19 protein-coding genes are annotated in these 22,363 nt (G+C 42.0%); 9 read left to right on the top strand and 10 right to left on the bottom strand.

Features of this window, described 5'->3' with window-relative positions; translation table 11 throughout:
• Nucleotide 1: 1 nt before the first annotated feature.
• The gene (locus tag BVC89_RS02725) at nucleotides 2–1,087 is read right to left on the bottom strand and encodes an alpha/beta hydrolase family protein (RefSeq protein ID WP_086929735.1); all 1,086 of its coding nucleotides are present in this window, start codon (nucleotides 1,085–1,087) and stop codon (nucleotides 2–4) included.
• A 64-nt stretch (nucleotides 1,088–1,151) separates the two neighbouring features.
• On the bottom strand, nucleotides 1,152–3,728 hold the full coding sequence (locus BVC89_RS02720) for an efflux RND transporter permease subunit (RefSeq protein WP_425428358.1): 2,577 nt from the start codon (nucleotides 3,726–3,728) through the stop codon (nucleotides 1,152–1,154).
• Nucleotides 3,729–3,995: 267 nt separating this feature from the next.
• Here BVC89_RS02720 and BVC89_RS02715 point away from each other — a divergent pair, with 267 nt between their 5' ends.
• The gene (locus tag BVC89_RS02715) at nucleotides 3,996–4,838 is read left to right on the top strand and encodes an FHA domain-containing protein (protein WP_086929733.1); all 843 of its coding nucleotides are present in this window, start codon (nucleotides 3,996–3,998) and stop codon (nucleotides 4,836–4,838) included.
• A 47-nt stretch (nucleotides 4,839–4,885) separates the two neighbouring features.
• On the opposite strand, the gene BVC89_RS02710 is transcribed toward BVC89_RS02715, so the two are convergent.
• On the bottom strand, nucleotides 4,886–5,494 hold the full coding sequence (locus BVC89_RS02710) for a UbiX family flavin prenyltransferase (RefSeq protein ID WP_086929732.1): 609 nt from the start codon (nucleotides 5,492–5,494) through the stop codon (nucleotides 4,886–4,888).
• Nucleotides 5,491–6,978, bottom strand: coding sequence for a UDP-N-acetylmuramate:L-alanyl-gamma-D-glutamyl-meso-diaminopimelate ligase (gene mpl, locus BVC89_RS02705; protein ID WP_086929731.1), 1,488 nt, complete (start codon nucleotides 6,976–6,978; stop codon nucleotides 5,491–5,493). The genes BVC89_RS02710 and mpl overlap by 4 nt, the downstream gene beginning before the upstream one ends.
• 177 nt (nucleotides 6,979–7,155) lie before the next feature.
• On the opposite strand from mpl, the gene BVC89_RS02700 reads away from it, so the two are divergent.
• Nucleotides 7,156–9,069: a hypothetical protein gene (locus tag BVC89_RS02700; protein ID WP_158657757.1), complete on the top strand. Its 1,914-nt coding sequence runs from the start codon at nucleotides 7,156–7,158 to the stop codon at nucleotides 9,067–9,069.
• Between the two features lie 83 nt (nucleotides 9,070–9,152).
• On the opposite strand, the gene msrA is transcribed toward BVC89_RS02700, so the two are convergent.
• Nucleotides 9,153–9,746 carry a peptide-methionine (S)-S-oxide reductase MsrA gene (gene msrA, locus BVC89_RS02695; protein ID WP_086929729.1) on the bottom strand — a complete coding sequence of 198 codons (594 nt, stop codon included), beginning with the start codon at nucleotides 9,744–9,746 and terminating at the stop codon, nucleotides 9,153–9,155.
• Nucleotides 9,747–9,928: 182 nt separating this feature from the next.
• Nucleotides 9,929–11,947, bottom strand: a complete 2,019-nt coding sequence (locus tag BVC89_RS02690; protein ID WP_086929728.1) for a sodium-translocating pyrophosphatase — start codon at nucleotides 11,945–11,947, stop codon at nucleotides 9,929–9,931.
• Between the two features lie 269 nt (nucleotides 11,948–12,216).
• Here BVC89_RS02690 and ppa point away from each other — a divergent pair, with 269 nt between their 5' ends.
• Nucleotides 12,217–12,765 carry an inorganic diphosphatase gene (gene ppa / locus BVC89_RS02685; protein WP_086929727.1) on the top strand — a complete coding sequence of 183 codons (549 nt, stop codon included), beginning with the start codon at nucleotides 12,217–12,219 and terminating at the stop codon, nucleotides 12,763–12,765.
• A gap of 121 nt (nucleotides 12,766–12,886) precedes the next feature.
• On the opposite strand, the gene BVC89_RS02680 is transcribed toward ppa, so the two are convergent.
• A complete protein-coding gene (locus BVC89_RS02680; protein ID WP_086929726.1) occupies nucleotides 12,887–13,687 on the bottom strand; it encodes a hypothetical protein in 801 nt (266 codons plus the stop codon).
• 484 nt (nucleotides 13,688–14,171) lie between these two features.
• On the opposite strand from BVC89_RS02680, the gene BVC89_RS02675 reads away from it, so the two are divergent.
• Entirely contained in the window at nucleotides 14,172–14,465 is a 294-nt protein-coding gene (locus BVC89_RS02675) for a hypothetical protein (protein WP_086929725.1), read from the top strand.
• A 16-nt stretch (nucleotides 14,466–14,481) separates the two neighbouring features.
• Here the strand turns inward: BVC89_RS02675 and BVC89_RS02670 are convergent, their stop codons facing one another.
• The gene (locus tag BVC89_RS02670) at nucleotides 14,482–15,150 is read right to left on the bottom strand and encodes an HAD family hydrolase (protein ID WP_086929724.1); all 669 of its coding nucleotides are present in this window, start codon (nucleotides 15,148–15,150) and stop codon (nucleotides 14,482–14,484) included.
• Nucleotide 15,151: 1 nt separating this feature from the next.
• A complete protein-coding gene (locus BVC89_RS02665; protein ID WP_245929309.1) occupies nucleotides 15,152–15,850 on the bottom strand; it encodes a M15 family metallopeptidase in 699 nt (232 codons plus the stop codon).
• A 163-nt stretch (nucleotides 15,851–16,013) separates the two neighbouring features.
• Between BVC89_RS02665 and BVC89_RS02660 the strand changes: the two genes are divergently transcribed.
• Both BVC89_RS02660 and BVC89_RS02655 read left to right on the top strand, forming a co-directional pair.
• Nucleotides 16,014–16,289, top strand: a complete 276-nt coding sequence (locus BVC89_RS02660) for a TfoX/Sxy family protein (protein ID WP_086929723.1) — start codon at nucleotides 16,014–16,016, stop codon at nucleotides 16,287–16,289.
• A gap of 41 nt (nucleotides 16,290–16,330) precedes the next feature.
• Entirely contained in the window at nucleotides 16,331–16,645 is a 315-nt protein-coding gene (locus BVC89_RS02655) for a Rieske (2Fe-2S) protein (RefSeq protein ID WP_086929722.1), read from the top strand.
• Between the two features lie 75 nt (nucleotides 16,646–16,720).
• Here BVC89_RS02655 and sfsA read toward each other — a convergent pair whose 3' ends face one another.
• Nucleotides 16,721–17,419: a DNA/RNA nuclease SfsA gene (sfsA, locus tag BVC89_RS02650; protein ID WP_086929721.1), complete on the bottom strand. Its 699-nt coding sequence runs from the start codon at nucleotides 17,417–17,419 to the stop codon at nucleotides 16,721–16,723.
• Between the two features lie 145 nt (nucleotides 17,420–17,564).
• On the opposite strand from sfsA, the gene dksA reads away from it, so the two are divergent.
• From dksA to BVC89_RS02635, 3 genes are all read left to right on the top strand, one after another.
• Entirely contained in the window at nucleotides 17,565–18,005 is a 441-nt protein-coding gene (gene dksA, locus BVC89_RS02645; RefSeq protein WP_086929720.1) for an RNA polymerase-binding protein DksA, read from the top strand.
• 93 nt (nucleotides 18,006–18,098) lie between these two features.
• The gene (gluQRS, locus tag BVC89_RS02640; protein ID WP_086929719.1) at nucleotides 18,099–19,040 is read left to right on the top strand and encodes a tRNA glutamyl-Q(34) synthetase GluQRS; all 942 of its coding nucleotides are present in this window, start codon (nucleotides 18,099–18,101) and stop codon (nucleotides 19,038–19,040) included.
• Nucleotides 19,041–19,322: 282 nt separating this feature from the next.
• Complete coding sequence (locus BVC89_RS02635) at nucleotides 19,323–22,286, top strand: ATP-binding protein (protein ID WP_086929717.1); 2,964 nt, start codon at nucleotides 19,323–19,325, stop codon at nucleotides 22,284–22,286.
• Nucleotides 22,287–22,363: the final 77 nt, after the last annotated feature.

Raw genomic sequence — 22,363 nt, 5'->3', positions numbered from 1 at the left:
TCTAAAAAAACACTGAATCAAAGAACTCAACGGCATCTTTACCAATACGTTGATGTACATCCTCCCGCACAATATCCTTATGATCTAAGCATAACTCACTCAAATATTTCTTGCCAAGAGAAGTACAATTAGACAGAAATGTGTAGTGGCCCACTTTATCTATTTCAGAATATTTTGCCGCTTTGATAAGAGAGGATACCCTCTTTGCATTCGAGAGAGCAGGTGCTACTTTATCATTACTACCCACCACAACTCGCACTGGGATAATAATATTTTGTAAACTTTTTTCAGTAATTGACTGAGCAACCGCAGGAGCTAGTACAAACGCGGCTTTAATAGCACTAATTTTGAATGAATCGCCTTGCCTAAGCATGGATTCTTTAACTCGAGCGGTATCCTTAACTTTCTTAAATTCTTTATCGATAGAAGAAAATTCCAACTGAGCATCGCAGGTAAAGTCTCGTTTAGGACTTTGGCAAAATTTTGCAAATAGTGTTTTATCGGTAATACCACCGATAGCAGAAATTGCGGTATAACCACCTAGAGAAAAACCAACAACGCCTATTTTGTCATTGTCAATATAGCCTGACCAAAGACGATGCTGAGATAATTCATTTAATACAACAGATAAATCCAGTGTGCGTTCCCACCAAAGCTTGTAAGCTTCGGCATATTTTTTCGGTTCAATAGCGGTATTACCATGATGGTTAACGCCTATGACTAAATAGCCATGTTTAACTAGATGTTCAGCTAACCAGAGCATCTGTAGGGCCGAGCCTCCTGTTCCATGAGACATAATAACTAATGGTAGAGCTATTTTATTAACAGGTTTTGCACCCCATACAGCATTACCGGCATTAAACAGTGGCTCATCAGGTTCACCTAGCATCACAGGCTCAACATTCTCAGCCTTGGTAGGATAGAAAATATGAGAAGTAATGGGGCGAGGCCCTTTTCCATTCCAAGCTAAGCGACTCTCGTCTGTAAACTCTATCTTTGATATTCCAACATTTACGCTGTTTTGAGCGTGCAGCTTTACAGATAAAGCAGCTACTAGTACGAATATTATAGTTATTCTGAAGTTCATATCAGCGATACGTCCTTGGGTGTTACTTATATTAAGGCTTCATTTTAATTAACAGCTAAGTTTTTTAATCTGTTGCAAAGGGTTTAACCATTAGTATCAACTTAGGCAACAACAAAAGAGCTCCCATGAGGGCAGCAAACATTGCAAGTCCTGTGAGCAAACCAAAATAAATGGTGGGAATAAATTCAGACAGCACCATAATTGAAAAACCGAAAATAATAATAACCGATGTATAATACATAGCCCGTCCAATGGAGGCATGAGCACGATGCATAGCAGCTATATAATTGCCATCTACTTTAATCTCTTCTTTAAAACGATGAATATAATGAATAGTATCGTCTACACCAATACCTACAGTGATAGCAGCAACAGTAATTGTCATCATATCAAGTGGTAAACCGAGTAAGCCCATTGTCCCCAAAATAGAAAGTGCCGCTAAAATATTTGGTAAAATTGCCACAATAGCAACTTTCAACGAGCGGAATAAAATAACAAACATTAATGTAATCGCTAAAAATACTGCTCCGAGCGTGACGATTTGCGAGCTAAATAAACTCTGTAGCATATTATTATAAAGCACTAATAATCCTGTAATACTCAGATTATCGCTAGTGTAACCTTCTTTTTCATGTAAGTGTGCTTCAATACGCTCAACCAATTCTTTACGCTTTAAGCCTGGAGAAGAGTCCTTTATTCGCATGGAAATACGTGTTTCTTTACCATTAGGTGACAAGAATGGAGAAACTAATATGTTCTGCACATTGTCCGGTAGAGACTTTTGCATGACGGCTAGTTCAAAGTCGTTTAATCCGCCATTAATATCTTTCCCTACTTTGTATAAAATCGCTAACGATTGAACCTTACCTATTTCAGGCAAAGAATCGAGATAATCATGTATACGCTCAACTTTTTTCAAACCCGATACGGTGAGCCAGTAGTTATTGTTATCCGCGGTTTCATCACCGAAAGCATCATCACCGTAACCATCATCTGCATAAGGGTCTTCTTCGCTATCAGCATAAGGGTCTTCGTCAAACCCGTCGCCATCGTATTCGCTATCTTCATCATCAAACCCGCTATCTTCAACGAGCTCAACTGTATTATCTGCAGCAACAATGATATCTAAAGACGTTGTCCCACCTAGGTTATTATCGATAACAGATAAGCCTTGGTAAATTTCGGTGGTACTGTGGAAATAATCGATAAAGCGATTCTCTACTTGTAAACGCCCTATACCAATAACGCTAAGTATCAAGACTAAACCGCTAACACCTAGAACGACAGTTCCATATTTTTCCACCACGGCGCTAAAGTAGAGAGTCAAAGCCTTTCTGTCGCTCTTTGCTTGCACTTTTTGCTGACGAGATAAATCTTGTTGCTTGGGTAAATCTCTTGGCAATAGCATTAAGGAGGCAGGCATTAGTAAAAAAGCTAGAATTAAAGCCACAACTAAGCCAATAGTCATCATCCAGCCAAAATCAATGACGGGACGAATATCACTAATTACCAGAGAAGCAAAAGCCACTATAGTGGTCAAGGCCGTATAAAGGCATGGGCGAGCCATAAATTTTACTGTCGCAGAAACTAACTGTGCCTGAGACCAATCTGGATTATCCTGTGCATATTCCCGATAACGCACAATCAAATGAATAGTGATCGCTAAAGATATTATTAATAACAAAGCAACAAAATTTGATGAAATAACGGTAAGACGCCAGTCTAACCAGCTAACGTATCCCAGCATCATTAGTACAGCGGCAATACAGCTGAGCATTGGAATCACAACAAAGCGTAAGCGACGAAAAATTAGCGCCAAAATAGCAATCATAAAGATGATAACCGCTGTACCAAAAACAACCAAATCACTTTGTATAAAAGTAATCATATCTGCTGTGATCATAGTGACACCACCGACAAATAGCTGTGCTTGGTTTTTATAACTAGCCACCACCTCTCGTACACGCTCAACACGCGCATGTGAGCGAGCTTCGGCTTCGGTTCGATATTCCAAGAACTCTTGAGATACTTCGGCAAGCTGTATTTTTTCTGCCTCCGTCAAGCCTTCTTTGGCGCGTTTTATACGAAGTCTCTCTCTCTCATTCACTAATTTGATATAGGTTGAGTCAATAGCTATATTTAGTTGTAAAGCTGTAGTTTGTCCGTCAGGGCCTAGAATAAGTTCTTTATAAATAGGACTTTCAAGGAATTCTTTAGCGGCGAGCTTTCTATCCACACCAGGTGATAGCAGAGTCAAAGGTTGCGTTACGATTTCAGGAAGACTTCGCAAAGGGCTGTATAACAATGGAACATCAAGGATGGTATTAACACCGCTAACACCATCGATGGCAGCTAGGTCTTGTTTGAGCTTACCAAGCAACGCTAAGGAAGCATCAGAGAATAAATCTTCATTCGGGCGAAAGGTTACCACTAAAAAATCACCGCTTTGGTATTGCTGTGAAATCTCCCGAAAATAATTGAGGTCTTTATCGTTTTCTAAAGTAAGTGAGTCTGCCGATGCATCTAATTTGAAATTTGGCAACCCAGAAACCAGTCCCAGAGTAATGATACTAATGGCCAAGAGTATAAGTTTAGGATAATGAGTAACGATATGAACATATTGATTGAAAAATAGACGCATCAAAAACCTTTTAAATCCTTTGCGTTAACATTGGAACTTATTGGTGAAAGAAATTTTTGTGTAATTTTACGCAAAATTAGGTAAACGTAGGCTGAACCGGTGCTGCAAGGGTAACCAGTTTTACTTTAAATAACAGCTATTATCTGTTTAATAACGAGATATTTTTGCAGAATAAAACACACTTGTAAGCATTTGTGACAAATCAGTGTTATCTTTAAGTCATGTTATCGTTATACTCGTATATTTCTGCACTACATATTCGACCATATGCTAAAAATTCAGTTCAAGGATAAACGTAAAGAACCTTTTTGGGTGATGGAAAAAGCCTTTTCTATTGGTCGTGCAGGCAATAGCCACCTTGAAATCGATGAGCCATCTGTATCTACACAACATGCCAAAATACTAGATAAAGGCGAGACGTTTTTACTCAAGGATCTAGGTAGCGAGGCCGGAACCTTCGTTAATGGCCAACGTATTACCCAAAAGAATATCGTTTGTGGCGACACTATTGCTATCGGCGAGGTCGAGTTAGTTATTATCGATCCCTTGGAAGATATCAATGACCAGAACAGTTGGTCACTTATCGCTGATTCCAGCTGGCTTTCAGGACAAGAATTTCCCATTCACGGTCAAGCAGATGATATATTAAGTGTTGGCCGCAGCTCTCAGTGTGACATCGTTTTCCCTGGCACACATCTCTCGCGAGTACATGCACAAATTACTATCAATTATGCTTCGCTAACCATACAGGATATGAGTTCGGCTAACGGTACTTTTATTAATGACAAGAAAGTATCTATTGAACAAGCCTATCCCGGTGATCGTATTCGCTTTGATGTTTATAGCTTTAGGGTATTTGGTCCGGGAATTAAGTTACCCAAGTCTGCCACCACAATCACGCGAGAAATGCCCGAAGAAATAGTAGATAAGGATAAAGGCAATGGTACAAAGAAATGGAAATCAAAACCGACATCTCCAGGTAATCGTGAAGAACTCAATCTCTACAAAAAGCAATACCGTCAACACATTCTGGCAGGCATAGTTATCATAGCCTTGATAGCCACTATCACCTATGTAGCCCTAGCTATCACCGGCAATTCCCTGTGGTAAAAAAATAGTAGGAAAAAGTAGTAAAGTTTTTAGCAAAAAAACTGAGCTTACTCCCCCCAACGAGCAAGTAAGTCTTGTTTCATGCCAAGCTGATCCATAATTCTCGCCACCACAAAGTCCACCAAGTCATCGACTGTCTTCGGGCTTTGATAAAACCCAGGACTGGCAGGTAATATGACACAACCCATACGGGTAAGTTTGAGCATATTCTCCAAATGGACTTCAGAATATGGGGTCTCCCTTGGCACCATAATCAATTGCCTACGCTCTTTTAAGGCAACATCAGCTGCTCGTTCAATCAAGTTATTACTGGCACCGTGAGCAATAGAGGATAGAGTTCCACCGCTGGCCGGGCAAATAACCATAGATACCGGCGAACTAGAACCAGAAGCGACGGGCGCAAACCAGTCGCTTTTATCAAACATAACTAATTGTTCACGATCGGTATTAGCATAACGACAAAAAGCATCCCATAACTTTTCAAAATCATCAGTTAGAGACAAGTCTGTTTCTGTATTGATGACAATTCTTCCAGCTCCCGATAGTAGCAAATAGACTCGGCAGTTAGCGGCTATGAGGCAACGTAAAAGGCGCAAGCCATATTGCGCACCTGAAGCTCCAGTTATAGCCAAAGTGATCGTTTTGTGCCAACTCATAGATCTGCTTTTCCTCGCTCCAACTTATCCGTTAACGCAGTTAACATGCGTGTGTGTATCCCCTGAAATCCGCCATTACTCATAATCACAATATGACATGGCTTACCATCTATTGCCTCGATAACAAGGTCAATGATGTCATCCACTGATAAGCAAACTTGTGATTTCTTCAATGTCTCGCTATTAAAAGTCTCGTTATTAAAAGTATTGCCATTAGCGGCGTCATTAACACTAACATACTCTTCCAAAGACCAATCTAGTTGTTGGTCTTGATACCAAAACACCTCATTAGCCGCAGCGATGGAATCCAGTAGGCCCGCTTTGTGTACCCCCCGCTTCATAGTATTAGAGCGAGGCTCAATAATAGCAATTATACGTTCGCGACCAACTTTAGATCTCAAACCTTCCAGTGTTGTTGCGATAGCCGTTGGATGATGGGCAAAATCATCGTACAACTTCACCCCTGCAATATCGCCAATAAGCTCCATACGGCGCTTAACACCTCTAAAGTGTTTTAGTGCTTCACCAGCCAACTCGGGCAAAACCCCTACATGACGAGCTGCCGCTATTGCAGCGATAGCATTAAATACATTGTGTAAGCCATTGAGCTGCCAATCCACACTTGCTACCACTTTGTCTTGCAATAAAATATCAAAGTGGCTGTTATCCTGGCTGCGGGATGTGTAGTTCCACAGCTCATCCGACAGCGTTACCTTATCGGCTGCATGCTCTGTTTTGTCTACATCAGCTATATTCACTCCACCTAGGCATTGCCTACTGCTCCAACACCCTTGCTCAATCACCTTCTTTATACTTGCTTGATTTTTGTATACCACCAAACCATTTCGTGGAATACAACGCACCACATGATGGAATTGTTTTTGAATGGCCGCTAAGTCTTCGAAAATATCCGCATGATCAAATTCGAGATTATTAATTACCAGTGTCCGGGGTCGATAATGTACAAATTTAGAGCGCTTATCAAAAAAAGCCGTGTCATACTCATCAGCTTCAATGACAAAAAAATCCGTATTACCCATTCTCGCGGAGCTGGAAAAATTTCCAGGGACGCCGCCGATAAGATAGCCTGGTGACATACCAGCATATTCTAATATCCACGCTAACATACTTGAGGTTGTGGTTTTGCCATGTGTACCCGAAACACCGAGAACCCATTTACCTCTGAGAATATGATCTGCTAGCCATTGGGGGCCAGAAGTGAATGCTATACCTCTGTCTAAAATTTCTTCCATCAAAGGATTGCCACGGCTGACGACATTTCCCACAACAATCATGTCGGGGGTTAAATCCAATTGCGACGGGTGAAAACCTTCGATTAGCTCAATTCCAGCCGCTTCGAGCTGTGTGCTCATTGGTGGATAGACATTAGCGTCTGCTCCCGTTACACGATGTCCAGCTTCGCGCGCCAGTTGTGCCAATGACCCCATAAAGGTGCCACAAATACCTAGGATATGAATGTGCATAAGTAATTATTAACTCGTTAAGGTGGCGACAGCTTAACGGCTTCAACGCTTGGGAAAAAGAAGTATTTTCACGATATTTACATCTCCCAGCATATCGATTATACAAAATCGAACCAAAATAAATGAGTGACTACTTAAAAAGCATACACTTTTTATATAAGGAGCTTGCTCACCAATATGCCGATCCAACACCCCCCCCTAAATAACATACCAATCACCTCCAGGCCGTCTTCGATAGGGGTACAAACGCAAAACACACAAGGATTAAGGGCCGCCCAAGCTCAAGCGAATCTACCTGTAATGATGCAAAAAGCCGTCGAAAGTATATTAAAGCAAGGCGCAACATCGGCAGTACCAGGAGAAACGGGAACGACAATCGACGCCCAAAGCTGGGTTAGGCAAATGAAGCAAGAAGTAGATAATAATCCTCGCTTACGCGCCAATTTAATGAAAATGCTCAGTAGCCTGGAATCTGCTCAGGCTAATCTAGATAAGAATATTACGGACGTTTCAGCCCCATATAGAGTGGCAAGTGCCGCAGCAATTTTAGGTGCGTGGGCCTTAACAATATCGCAAGGAGTGAGAGCATATAATGATGTAAAAAATGGCCAGTCTGACGGACAGTTTATAACACTATTTTCTTCACAAGGAGCGAAAATAGCTGCGATGCTGACAACCTTGTTTCAGACTAATAATGGCGAAACCAACTATAATTTACTACGTAACTACGGCTTACCCAATGCTGTTGCATCCCTATCTTTTGAGTTTATTAAAAACCAACCTATAGCAATTGCAAGCACTATCGTTGGCACACTAGCAGGTTTTCACTCCCTAGAACTCAACGCTTGGAGGAAAAATGCCGAACACCGCAATCCGGTCAGTTTTAATGAGTCAGACAGTGAGGGTTTGGAGGCTTTTAAACAGATTGCCCAGGCTATTACCAATGATATTGAACAAGCTGATGCTCTTATTACCAATATGATTGGAGGTACACGACCTTCAGGTGAAAGCGTGGATAGAGTGAGCACATCAGAACTCAATGTACTGGAAACATCTCACAGACTGATGAGTGACAAAGCGCTTCACTTACGAAAACAGGCAGGCCTAGAAATTCCAAAATCCCAAGCAAATGCTGCGGATAAAGCCAAAAATGGCTACTTTGTCGCGCTACAACAGTTGATCGGTTATACCTCAGTCGCATTAAGCAAAACACCAACAGACAAATTTAGTAGCCTTGCCGATATTATGGGGGTCGGTTCTTTAATGGGAATGAAAGCAATTGGCAATGCTACTGGCAACGCCATGCAGCAGGCCTTTAAAGATCTTATGAGTTTAACCATGCTATGGCTGCCTATACAATCAGCAAACGCCATTGTCGCAAAAAAATCAAAAAATGGCGCAGGCTTCTTAGACACTCATCAACTACGTAACATTATGTACTCGATTGGAGCCTTATCAACCGGTATGTTAACTATTGCAGGACCTGTTTCTAAGCTTGGTGCCGATGCTTTAGGGGTCCCAATCAATGCCGCGAGCAACGCTTATAGTAGGCTATTTGGTAACAAACAGGGGGACACATCTAACACTTCCGTCAACACAGACGATAGTTTGCCATCAGGTATTGATAGAGCAGAAGCCGAAACACAAATACATGCAGCAGAGATCCCAGATCTAGAAGCAGGCTTATCCGCAGCAGAAAAGGCGATAAATCCTGAACTTGATTCAGATGATGAGAGTTCTACCCACGAAGCTGCAACCACTATTGCTCAAAAGATGCGTAACGTCAAAAACGCGTTTACAAATTATATGAAAGAAACCTTCGCCGTTAAAAATATCGAGGTCGTTGCTATTATGCCATCCAAAGACGATAAGACTATCGAGCGAGATCGAAAAGAAGTTGTCAACCAGCTAAATCAAGAAACACTGCAGAGTTATGTGGATCTTTTAAAAGGCCTAACAGCACCCCCTCAAATACCTAGCGATGCGATATCAATCCCAATTGAGCAAGAAGAAGTACTGGATCTGGACCAATTGGCCTTAGTTCATACCGCTGCTAAAGTTGCAGCAGAGGCCGAAGCTAAAAAGAGTTAATAATAAATAATAGTGACCAAAAATTTGTTATGGCCCCAGGGCCATAACTTAAAACATTAATGTTTAGGTTTATCAATAAGCACCTATGATGCTCCCCAAACTTGCTCTAATCTGCGATCTCGACCGCAGCCTGTGCGATAAAATTTATAGCGAACAGGGTTTTTCTTGTAATAGTCTTGGTGATAGGTTTCCGCTGGATAAAATTTACTACCTTCGATTACTTTAGTCGCTATAGGCTTATCAAACTTGGCTTTTATTTTTGCAAGGCTTGTCTCAGCTAAAGTTTTTTGTTCGTCACCGTAATAATATATATAGCTTAAATACTGGCTACCTTTGTCGCAAAATTGTCCACGATTATCGAAAGGATCGACATTTTTCCAGAACACTTCCAACAAAGTAGCAAAATCTACTTTAGTTGGATTGTATTCAATTTCAACCGCCTCAACATGCCCAGTGCGACCGGAAGACACCGCTTTATAATTTGCCTCCCGAGGACTCCCCCCGATATAGCCAGAGGTTGTTGATAATACTCCATCGAGCACATCAAATGGCTTTTCCATACACCAGAAACATCCGCCCGCAAAAACAGCCACGGCCGTTTCACCTTGCTCTTTTGCTTGCACCTGTAGGCATACAGCAATAAGTAATATTCCACCTAAAACGCGCATAAAGTGCATATTTAAATCTCCAAATAATTTTCAACAATTTCAATATAAGAGATAAGACCAAAGCATGTATCACAAATTCAATTCGGTCTAATCACAAAAAAAGACTCCGAAGAGTCTTTTAACAGAAGAGAGCCTAGAGGCTATGAACAGGCTTTAACATAGTTTAGTTATCAAGTGCTTTATAACTAAACTCACAGCAGCGGAGCAATAACCAAACTCACAATCGCCATAACATTAATTAAAATATTCATAGCAGGCCCTGAGGTATCTTTGAAAGGGTCACCTACAGTATCCCCAACAACTGCAGCAGAATGCACCTCCGAGCCTTTACCACCCAGGTTACCTTTTTCAACGTATTTCTTGGCATTATCCCAAGCGCCTCCGGCATTGGCCATGGTCAAGGCTAACAAAACACAGCAGATAAGTGCGCCACCCAGCATCCCACCCAGCGCTTCAGGCCCCAAGGCAAAGCCAACAATAACCGGCGCAGCTACAGCTAGCACCCCTGGTGAGATCATGCGCTTCAAGGCTGCGGTGGTGGCAATTTCCACACAACGATCAGTATCGGGCTTCGCTTTTCCCTCTAATAATCCAGGAATCTCTTTGAACTGCCGTCTAATTTCCTTGATCATATCGAAAGCTGCATCCCCCACAGCCCTCATTGTTAATGCACTTACAAAGAAGGGAAATATTGCTCCCAAAAACATGCCACACAGCACTAAGGGATCACTAATATTAAGGGCAAAATCCGCATTATTAGCCGATACAGTTTCAATAAATGCCGCAATAATTGCCAATGCAGCAAGCCCAGCAGCGCCAATGGCAAAACCTTTACCTATAGCCGCCGTAGTATTACCCACCTCATCCAAACCATCAGTAATTGCACGTGTCTCTTCACCTAAACCGGCCATTTCAGCGATGCCTCCAGCATTGTCGGCTACTGGGCCATATGCATCGATTGCCATCGTAATGCCAACGGTTGCCAGCATACCCACAGCTCCGATACCAACACCAAACACGCCCGCCCCCTCGGGCAACAAAACACTAGAAACAAAGATTATTCCGGCAATTGAAATAACGGGAATCACCACCGACTCCATACCTGTGGCAATACCGGAGATCAATACCGTGGCCGGCCCAGTCTCACCATCTTTTGCGATTTTTTGCACAGGTTTACCACCGGTATAGTATTCGGTAACCAGACCAATAATGATGCCACCAACGGCACCAGCAACAACACACAACCATAACGCGGTGCTCATTCCCATGGACGAGATAAGTGCATAGGACGCCAGCATAAATATGACGGTAGCCCCAATAGTGCCAATCCTCAGCGCCACTTCAGGCGATTTGGCCGACATAATGCGCACAATTAAAATACCGGCTATGGAACACAGTAACCCAACCGAAGCAAGGGCTAGTGGAATAAACATTAAGTCCGCCTGACTATCCGCAATTTGCGCAACGGTGGTCACAGCCATAGTGGAAGCTATCGCGATACTTGCAATCATAGAGCCACAATAAGACTCAAAAATATCAGATCCCATTCCTGCCACATCCCCCACATTATCCCCCACATTATCTGCAATAACGCCAGGATTACGCGGATCATCTTCGGGGATACCTGCCTCGACTTTGCCCACGAGATCAGCACCAACATCTGCACTTTTTGTAAAAATTCCTCCCCCTACACGAGAAAACAAGGCCACCGAAGAGGCCCCCATGCCAAAACCGTGAATTGCCTCAGCATGTGCCGGGTCTGAACCAAACATTAGATACAGTGCGCCCAAGCCTAATAAGCCCATAGAGGCAACCGTTAAGCCCATGACCGACCCGCCATAGAAGGCCACACTTAATGCACTTGCAGCACCTTGGGTATTAGCTGCCACTGTGGTTCTAACATTCGCTTTTGTCGCCGCATACATGCCCACATAACCTGCAAAGGCCGAGCATATGGCGCCAATAACAAATGCCACAGGAGTGTGCCAAGAACGAAAGCCAATAAATAAAAAGATAGTAATTACTGCAGCAAAAATAGCTAAGATGGAATATTCACGGCGCATAAAAACCATAGCGCCACGGTGAATTTCAGTAGCGATATCAGCTACGGCACCTTCACCAACAGAGTAACGAGACAGAACGGAGTAAACAATAAAAGCAACAACAAGACCTAGCACACCAAGTAGCGGTGGCAATAGCAACACGTCCATAAAATTCCCCAGATTAATCGTTTATTTATTAGAATATGCGATTCATCTGCACGCCCGATATTTAATTTCATTACCGTGGAGATACTGTTGTGCAGAGACTTCAGTGTAGGCAAGTCTTAGACCCACGTAAACAAAGAACTTGGTCAATACCTTATTAATAGGCATAAGGATTACTTCCATGACACTTATAATTGTCGACTAAGATCTATATGTTACAATCCCGCCTCTGATTTTTAATTGTTCCAATTTGTAACACTTAGGATACGTTTATGAGTTTGCACCTAGTTCCAACAGGGAAGAACCCCCCTGATGAGATAAATGTTATTATTGAAATCCCTATGGGAGGAGAACCCATTAAATACGAGATAGATAAGGAGTCTGGAGCCTTATTTGTAGATCGTATACTTAGCACTTCAATGAGATATCCATGTAACTATGGCTATGTTCCTCATACCTTATGTGGTGATGGCGACCCAGTGGATGTATTGGTGTTTATGAACCGTCCACTATTACCAGGTTCTGTTGTAAAATGCCGCCCACTAGGCGTTTTAAAGATGACGGATGAATCAGGTGAAGATGCAAAAGTTATTGCTGTGCCTATTAGTAAAATTTCTAAATACTATGACAAGATAAATACCATCGAAGATTTGCCGCAAGTAAAATTGCAACAAATCGCACATTTCTTTGAGCACTATAAAGATCTAGAAGAAGGTAAGTGGGTTAAAGTTGACGGCTGGGAAGGTGTCGATGCAGCAAGAAAAGAAATTGAAGAATCCATTGAAAAATACAAACAAGAGCCAGATCAACCTCGTTTCTAATTAGCGTTTATCTCTCTTACTTTTATTATTTTTCACTGCTAATATTTACACGGTAGTAAAGAATTTCTGAGACGCCTTAACGTTTTTTATAAGGCGTCTAATTAAATCAGGACAATCTAAATCAATCTTCTTTTAAAGATATATTACTAGTATCCGGAACGATGGGCGCAGGCTTTTGCGAAGGCGAACCGAGTTGTGCACCGGGCTCAGCAATAGAGAAACTACTTATATCTACATGAGTTTCTGGAATATTAGCTTTCTCATCTTCTTTTAATAAGTCCTCTCCAACATCAGCTAAACTCACATCACTTAAGTCGAGATCTAAAACCTCGTAGTGTCGTTTTTCTTCGGCGTCTAACAAATCTCCACCCTGCTCTTTTAGCGATAGAGTGGAGACATCCACATCCACAGGAGCAACAACTTTTCTTTCCGAATCTTCTAACACCTGAGTCCCTGCAGGAGCCAATGTTAGACCATTATCTGATACTTGCTCTGACTGATCAGTATTTTCTTGAACAGACTGTCGTCTGGCAGCAGGGAGATCCGGCGATGGACTCTGTTCATCCCTCACTGGAGTGTTTACAGGTTCAGCACCGATATTAAAAACTGCTTTTCCTTGGGATTTTACAGATTGTTGAGTTACAGGTTGTTGAGTTTGCCGATCTGGCGATGGCTGTTCCTGCACAGGTTTAACGGGAATTAAATCAATACGAGCACCTGCTTTTTTTATCGCCACCCGGTATTTATTGGCCGCCTCAAAACTCAGGTTGCGTTTAAGAATTATCGCCTTGCCACTGAAAAGCGCTTCCAATTTAGGGCCGCTTATCTTAAATAGTTTACCAACATTATTTTTGACGACATCCAATTCAAAAGAGCGAACAAGTTCCCCTTTAAAAACTATGTTATATAGATCGTCAGCCATAGACTAACCTTAGATTTTTAAATTTTATTAATTCGCATTATAACAAACCAATCGAGAAAGACTGTTACCTATTCACCCACTCAACAAATATGTTGCATTGATTACACATTACAGCAAACAAGATAACCATTTTCCTTTCCAGAACTGTAACAAATAAAACAAAAAAACAAAATTGAACGTCAAAATAATGCTTTCTCTAACTTGCTTATGAAATCTACAACAGGTTACGTTAAGTATATTTCATTCTAAACAATCGCTTACTTAAGCCATGGTTTTAAAAAAACTATAAAAATCAGGCTCTTGAGCTAACTTATATTTTTCACTTAACTCCTTGGTCAAGAGCGAAAACAGCATAAACCGATGGCATAGTTTGGAATTATTTACCATAATTAAAGGACGTCTCGACGAAATTTGACGCAATAGCGAAAAGGGGTAGTAAATAAAAGAAGTTTTGCAATTAAGCTCAACAGACTAGGAGAGCCCAATGCCTGACAATTTAACCAATAGAACACTCCCGAACTTTGTGCATTACAGATCGAACAGACATCGTGTATCTCAGGGCCAGTATGTCAATCCCGATGAAGTCAAAATAAAAGTTATTGAAGATATTAACTTTTTGCGTGGAAGAATTTCCCATATAAAACACTCCAAGTTCGTCACACCAAATTCATCCATCTTAAAAACATATGAGAGTATGCTGCAGAGCAGAGAGTCGGTATTAAGTTGGTTACTCGAAAACGATTACGAAGAGTGCGACAAAAGGTCGCACTCTGGATAAAAACTAATGAGCTCTATCAGGCTTCTACCTTTAACTCGTTAAATTTATTGTCAATGAGTTCTACGAGCTCGCTCATCTGCGAAAAGTTTTCAACAACTTTACCTAAGCCCTGCCACTTTGCTTCTTCCGATACAGAACCATAAAGCAGCACCTCCATACCTGCTGATATGGCTGCACGAACACCTGAGATGGAATCTTCAATAACCAAGACATTACTGGCCAATGTATTCATCTTGCGTGCAGCGTAAAGAAACAAATCAGGATGTGGTTTACCTAGAGCGACATCCTGCGCACTAAAAAGGTGCTCAAAATATGACAATAAGCCCGTGGTTTTTAATGAGTGCCTTATTTTTTTATGGCCTCCATTTGAGGCCACACAAAAAGGAATTTGTTTCTGCACAAGGTAATCTAATACTTGTTCAATCCCTTCAACCGAACGCAGCTCGGCTGCGAATCTAGATTGTGTATTTCGCTCTAACATGTTTGCAAAAGTCACAGGCAAAGATATTTTTTTATTTTCTTGCAGCCATGAATAGCAGGCATTTAAGGTCTTACCATGGAATGTTGAAAAGCATTCATCTGCAGGCATGCTAACACCAATTTCAGCGAGAGCACTGGAAAAAACCTGCGCGGCAAGCTGTTCACTATCAACAAGCACACCATCGCAATCAAAGATTATTAACATATTAACTACTCGTCACAACAAAACGCTGAAATATTTCTTCTAGGTTATCTAAAATCACTGTTTTTAAAGCAATTTCAGAGTTCTTTATTACATCTGAAACCAATTCAATGGTGAGTTCTTGTTGAAACAAGTGGGCAGTAGGACGATAGCTTAAATGCCAAGGTTCGGGCGCAACTTCTAGTTGTGAATTAAGAGTGTAGGGGCGAAAAAAAGACATCGCAGGCTGGCTTAAAATGTTATCTAACCAGCAATAAAAAGCTTCGAATGGGCCTCCCTTCTGAGTCTCGCTAACAGTCAACTGCAGTTGATAGCCATCATCAATTGCTGCTGCATCGTATACGTCGAAGTCTGTTCCCCAATGATGACGAGATGTTCCTGGTAATGCAGACCAGCGAAGAATGGCAAACATTAGCTCTTTTGGGTTAAGCTGAGTTATGTCAAGCGCATTCTCATTTTTATCTAGAACATCTCTCAAGCCACTAGCCTTTGCATTCCATATTTGCAGTTGCTGCTCAAAACTTCTATAGCCGCTTGCAATGCGAAGATCAAAGCCATTTTTTTCTGCTTGTGCTTGTAACTCTCGCAAAGCAGAAACCAACTCAAAATGTATGGGCTTTTCGCAGCTTTTAGAATCAATAAGCGTGCAGTCTTTTCCTATCACTGCATTTCTTATGACATTTTTCTTACTATGTTTATCCACATTAAGTACTTTTTCTATTAAAACACATTGCGTGTTGTCGATAAGTCTGTATGATTAAACTCTGTTGCTAAGGCGATTTAGTTATATTGTCTTAAGCGGACAAACTTTACAATAAGATTTTTTGCCACAATTCTAATAATAAAACTTGGGAGATCCTAAAGAAATGACTTCCAACAACGGCGATTTACTCGGCCTTAAAAACCTTGGAATGGCTTCAGTTAATATTCTGAATGCTGTTGGCGTTAATTCCTATGAAGACCTATCAGAGATAGGTGCAGTAGAGGCATTTTGTAGAATTAAAGCGCGCGGTATTCATGTGTCTAAAGTAATGCTTTATGCATTGCAAGGAGCATTAATGGATGTACATTGGAATGACCTTACCCCCGACCTAAAAGCACAACTTGTCGCAGAAGCAGAGCAATCGAGTAAAATTGCTTAGCGCTGGTATTTGGTAGATAAGAGATAAGGTAGATAAGATAGGTGCGCGAACTTTGCTCATCTAGCGATGTTCCAGAAGGAACAAGTAAGGGGTTTAAAATCTCGGAGAGCAATATATTCATTGTTCGCAGGGATGGTGCTGTCTATTGTTATGAAAATACCTGCCCTCATCTCGGCATCCCACTCGAATGGAAGCCCGATGCATTTTTAGATGCAGAGGGAGAACTCATTCAATGTTCAACTCATGGAGCTCTTTTCATTATCTCTAGCGGGGAGTGTGTGTCCGGGCCTTGTGTGGGTAACTATTTAACTCCCCTTGATGTTCTTGAGCAAGACGGCACAGTATTCCTAGTTTAAGATTACTTGAACCAATCAGCCGGATATTTTTTAGACAAAAAAATAAGGCATGCACCGTTCCTCGTCTGATATTATCTAGAGATACACAGGTAGTGAATGGTTTAAACATATCTCCTGAGGAGATATGTCAGCTTGGTAGGCGATTACTTCGACACCGGCATCCACTGCCTGACGTAACTTTTGAGTGTAAACCGGGTCAATCTTTTCTGCTGGCGAAACCTGAGAAATACCTGTGTGTTGTACACAAAAAAGTAAAACCGCCCTGTCCCCTTCTTCCTTCACTTTTATAAGTTCATCAAGATGCTTAGCAGCGCGCGCGCTTTTAGCGTCCGGGAAAATACCCAAACCACCATCAAAACCAAGAGTCACACTTTTGACCTCAACAAAACAGGACTCTCTATTACGCTCTAGTACTATATCCACCCGGCTATTTTCACCATATTTAACTTCGGTTTTAAGACTGGCATAGCCTTGCAGCTCTTTGAGGGTGCCATTTTCGATGGCTTCTTTGACCAAAGCATTTGCGCGCATGGTATTAACGCCTGCCAAATGCTCTGTGCTAGTGGTAGCCAACTCCCAGGTATAACGATATTTACGTTTCGGGTTATTAGAATCGCTCAACCAACACGGCGCTCCCTCAACAATGCAATTGGTCATGGCTCCAGTATTGGGACAATGCACCGTTAATAACTCCTCACCAATTAAGACATCGGCCAAGAAACGCTTGTAGCGTCGCACCAATGCGCCTTTTAGTAATTCTGGGCTAAACTTCATATTTACTCCTAAAAAAGCACTGGCGTGAGTTTATCAGATCTGGTAGCTTTCACGCCTTTGTTTAAATTGTCCGGAAATCCGGATCTTGAAAATAGAGACATCGTCCCCAAATAGTGTCCGAATGTAAGCGTGAGGCTAAATCGAGATGCCCGAAACACAAACAAAACCAGGCTTTGCTCTGAGCGACTTCACTCCCTATGAGGAGCAGAGTGGCGAAGAGTACATGAACGACAAGCAAAGAGAGCACTTCAGAGAGCTTCTCTTATCATGGAAAAGAGAGTTAATGGAGGAAGTCGATCGAACAATGAGTCATATGAAGGACGAAGCGGCCAACTTCCCTGACCCAGCAGATCGCGCTAGTCAGGAAGAAGAGTTTAGCCTTGAGCTTCGTACCCGCGACCGAGAGCGCAAACTTATCAAGAAAATCGATAGCACCTTGGAATTGCTCGAAACCGACGATTACGGCTACTGTGACGCATGTGGTGTTGAAATAGGCGTAAAGCGTTTAGAAGCAAGGCCGACAGCAACCCTATGTGTTGACTGCAAGACGTTGGATGAAATTAAAGAGAAACAAACACTGGGCTAAACCCACTTTTTGTTGGCTCCTGTTTTCTTAAATCATGGTTATGTGCACATCTGAATTTGTATTGGGGTGTGCGCCATCTCAATTCGAGGCCTAATGCCTTCCTCGCCCTATATTGGTCGTTTTGCTCCTTCCCCTAGTGGTCCGTTGCATATGGGCTCACTACTTTGTGCAGTCGCAAGCTTTATGGATGCCAAGTCTCACCAAGGCAAATGGCTACTGAGAATTGAGGATATTGACCCTCCGCGAGAACAAACAGGCGCGAGCGATGCCATTATTGAGACATTACAACTGCACGGCCTTTTATGGGATGAAGCCCTTGTCTATCAAAGTCAAAGGAGCTCGCTTTATAAACAAGCTCTAGAATTCATTGATGGTCACAACCTGAGCTATGCCTGCACTTGCACTCGCAAGCGCTTATCAACACTGGCAGGTGTTTACGATGGTCACTGTCGAATAAACAACCGATCTAAAAATGAAATTAATGGCGATAAGCTGCCTGCAGCTACCCGCATTGACCTTCAAAGTGCATTGGCACACCTCAATAATTATGATCTCTCCGAAGCTACGCTCTGGGATCAAATTCAGGGGCACATTAATAATGATCTAACTGACCTGGGTGATTTTATTATCCATCGTAAAGACGGCTTATTTGCTTATCAACTGGCAGTGGTAGTCGATGATCTTGCACAAGGTATTACCCATGTCGTTCGCGGTACAGACCTACTTGATTGCACCCATAAACAAAACCTTTTACTGCACTTGTTACATAAGTCTTCGCAAGTAACACCTCAGAAACTTAATTATGCCCACATTCCTGTACTAAGTTTGCCTACAGGTTTGAAGTTAAGTAAACAAAATCATGCGCCAGCAATAGACAACTACAAAGCAAAGGAGAATGTCTTAGTGGCTCTAACTTACCTCCATCAATCGCCACCTCGCGAACTAACGCAACAGTCTTTACATCAAGTTATACAATGGGGAATTGAAAACTGGGATATCAAAAAAATTCCTAAGCAAAAAGCTATGTGTATGTAAGCACTGATCTTTTATTGAGCTGTTAACTCACTTCTAGATTTCATAAAACCTTACTCCCTTTGCTACACTAAGCTCTATTTATATTTCTCATCTAGGCATTTACTAATCTTCCGCATATGAACAAACAACGTCCATTGCTGTTAATTATTCTATTGTTATATATTTTTGTGCCGAGCATTCTGCAGTGGGTTGCAGATCCAAATGGCAGCTGGTATCGGCCATTTATTGTCTGGTTATTCGTCATAGTGGTAGCTTTTGCAATCCAATATAAGGAAAAAGCCAATGACCTTTAGTTTCCTTCATGTTGGTATTATATGCATTGTCTATATCAGTATTATTTTTGGTGTGGCCTATGCAACTGAGAATGGCTGGATTTCAGAAAAAGTTGTTACTCACCCGATTGTTTATGTATTTTCACTAGGTATTTTTGCCAGCGCTTGGTCATTCTATGGCGTTATCGATCTAGCACAAAATTTTGGTTATGGAGCCCTCGCTTACTATCTAGGCACAGGCGCGCTTTTTTTACTCTCACCTCTCACTTTGAAACCCCTAACAGAATTGGCAAGACGTTATCAAATTACCTCAATGGCGGATTTGTTAACTTTTCGCTACCACAGCCATTCCGTAGGAGGCATTGTTACCCTGTGTATGTTGCTGGCAATGACGCCTCTACTGGCCCTGCAAATCAAAGCCGTAGGCGACACCATTCACATACTCACCTTATACAGTGGCGACAATTTAACATCCAACAATTCCGACTTCGGCTCCCGGGAAATGTTCGCCCTCGCCTACTGCATTGTTATCACTTTCTTCGCTGTGCTATTTGGCTCTAACAGAGAACGACACAAAGGCCTGATTACAGCAATGGCTTTTGAGTCATTGATTAAATTATTTGGCTTATGCGCAGTAGGTATTTTCGCTTTATATTATGTGTTTGATGGGCCGGCAGATTTAGATCTTTGGCTGACAGAAAATCCAGAAAACATTGATCGCTTATATTCCACTGTCAATACAGCTTCATTCCATACAATGCTACTGGTTTTTTTATCTACTGCCATTTCAATGCCGCATATTTTTCATATGACGGTGGTTGAGAATAAAGTGAAAGATGCGTCCCGACTTGTAAGCTGGGCATTTCCATTATTTTTATTTTTCATGGCGCTACCGATTTTCCCCATCCTCTGGGCTGGACTAAAATTAAATAGCCAGATGCCGGCTGAATATTTTCCTTTGGCTGTGCCCATAGCATCTGGCAATGCTACTTTTACTATTATTTCCTTTATTGCAGGTCTCTCTGCTGCCACCGGAGCCGTCATTGCTATCGCACTCTCAGTAGCGACGATGATTATGAACTACTGGATTCTACCATCCACCCCCCTTAGAACTAAGAAAGAGATCTATGGCCAGCTTACTCGTATTCGTAGAATTTTAATCGCAGTTGTTATTGTTATAGGTTATGGTTTTTATTTATCGTTAAAGAATCGATTTAACTTAACCGACTTGGCGATCAGCGCTTTTATTGCCACGCTACAATTTTTGCCAGGCATTCTAGCTGTGGTTTATTGGTCAAGAGGTAATCGTCGTGGTTTTATCGCTGGTTTATTTGTAGGTATTGCCATTTGGTTCTCCGGTATTTTTATGCCTATGATTTGGGGGCAACATAATTACACTATTACTATTTTTGATGTTCCGGTTGTTCTAGGGGTACAAAGTTGGAGCGCACTTACCCTCTGGTCGCTAGCTTTAAATGCGATAACATTTATTGTTGTCTCCCATTACTCCAGCCAGTCCCACGATGAACGGTACAGTGCTGAGCTTTGCTCCGAAGATGAACTCAGCCACCCTATACGTCTAACATTGGACGTTCGATCCCCAGATGAGATGGTAGAACGCTTGAGCGAGCGAATAGGCGAGTCAACCGCGCGCATTGAAGTCGAGAAAGCCCTACAGAGCCTGGCGTTAAATGCAAATGAAAGCCGCCCTTATGCACTTAGGCTATTAAGAAATGAAGTAGAGGCAAACCTGTCCGGCTTGCTAGGAATAGCACTAGCCAGTGAAATTGTCGATAAACAACTCCCCTTTAAGTTACCAGAGAAGGAAGCAGATACTGATATTACGCTAATGGAAAACCGCATTAGCGACATGCGCGATGAATTGACCGGGGTAGCAGGGGAACTGAACCAATTGCGTTTATACCACCGTCGCACATTTGAAGAATTGCCCTTGGCTGCCTGTTCTGTCGGTAAAGATATGGAAGTTATGCTTTGGAACAGCGCGCTAGAAGACCTTACCGGTATTGCCAGCGAATCCGTTACGGGCTCACGTCTAGCAGAAGTGCTCGACCCATGGGGGCCGTTACTCACAGACTTTTTCTCTTCTGCAAAGGCGCATTTTTATAAACAAGAAATTGAGCTACTTGGTAAACCGCACTGGATATCTCTACATAAAGCTTTAGTACCATCATCTTTTTTCCAAAAAGTGGATAGCCAAGTGATGATCCTAGAAGATGTCACAGAGCTACAAATTCTAGAACAGGAGCTTATTCACAGCGAGCGCCTAGCATCAATAGGACGTCTAGCAGCCGGCGTAGCCCACGAAATCGGCAATCCAGTTACTGGTATTGCTTGTCTTGCACAGAATATGCGTTACGAAACAGATAATGAAGAATTGCTGGAAACCTCGGAACAGATACTGTCGCAAACAGATCGTGTCAGCAAAATTGTACAGTCGCTTGTTAGCTTCTCACACTCAGGTTCTCATCAGAATAGTGTGTCCGATGAAGTGAACCTTTGGCAGTGCGCACAAGAAGGGATTAACCTCATTGCCCTACAAATCGAAAGAGGGCAAATGAACTATCAAAATAAAATCCCAGAACCCCTGGTTATAAAGGGTGATAGCCAACGAATTATCCAAGTGTTCGTCAACCTACTTTCCAATGCTCGCGATGCTAGCCCAGAAAATACCGATATCGTGATTGAAGGTGAACAGACGCCGGATTATGTAAAATTTTCGGTGACAGATGGTGGATCGGGAATTTCTGATGAAATAAAGGATCAAATCCTGGAGCCTTTTTTTACGACCAAAGAACCAGGAGAAGGTACCGGTCTTGGTCTAGCGATGGTTTATAGCATCATTGATGACCATAAAGGCAGCATTGAAATTATCAGCCCGGTAGACAAGGTGTTACAAAAGGGCACAAAATTTGTGGTAAAACTGCCCATAGCTCTTGAATCTCACCGCATATAAGGTAACACTAGGGGGAATACTATTAGACAAAACTGTGAGCAGCTTTTTATAGCATCATAGAAATCAAGATAGACATA

The sequence above is a fragment of the Agarilytica rhodophyticola genome, assembly GCF_002157225.2.
GTDB classification, from domain to species: domain Bacteria; phylum Pseudomonadota; class Gammaproteobacteria; order Pseudomonadales; family Cellvibrionaceae; genus Agarilytica; species Agarilytica rhodophyticola.
Note: the sequence above shows the minus strand (reverse complement) of the source record. Positions and strands in the feature narration are given on the sequence as shown.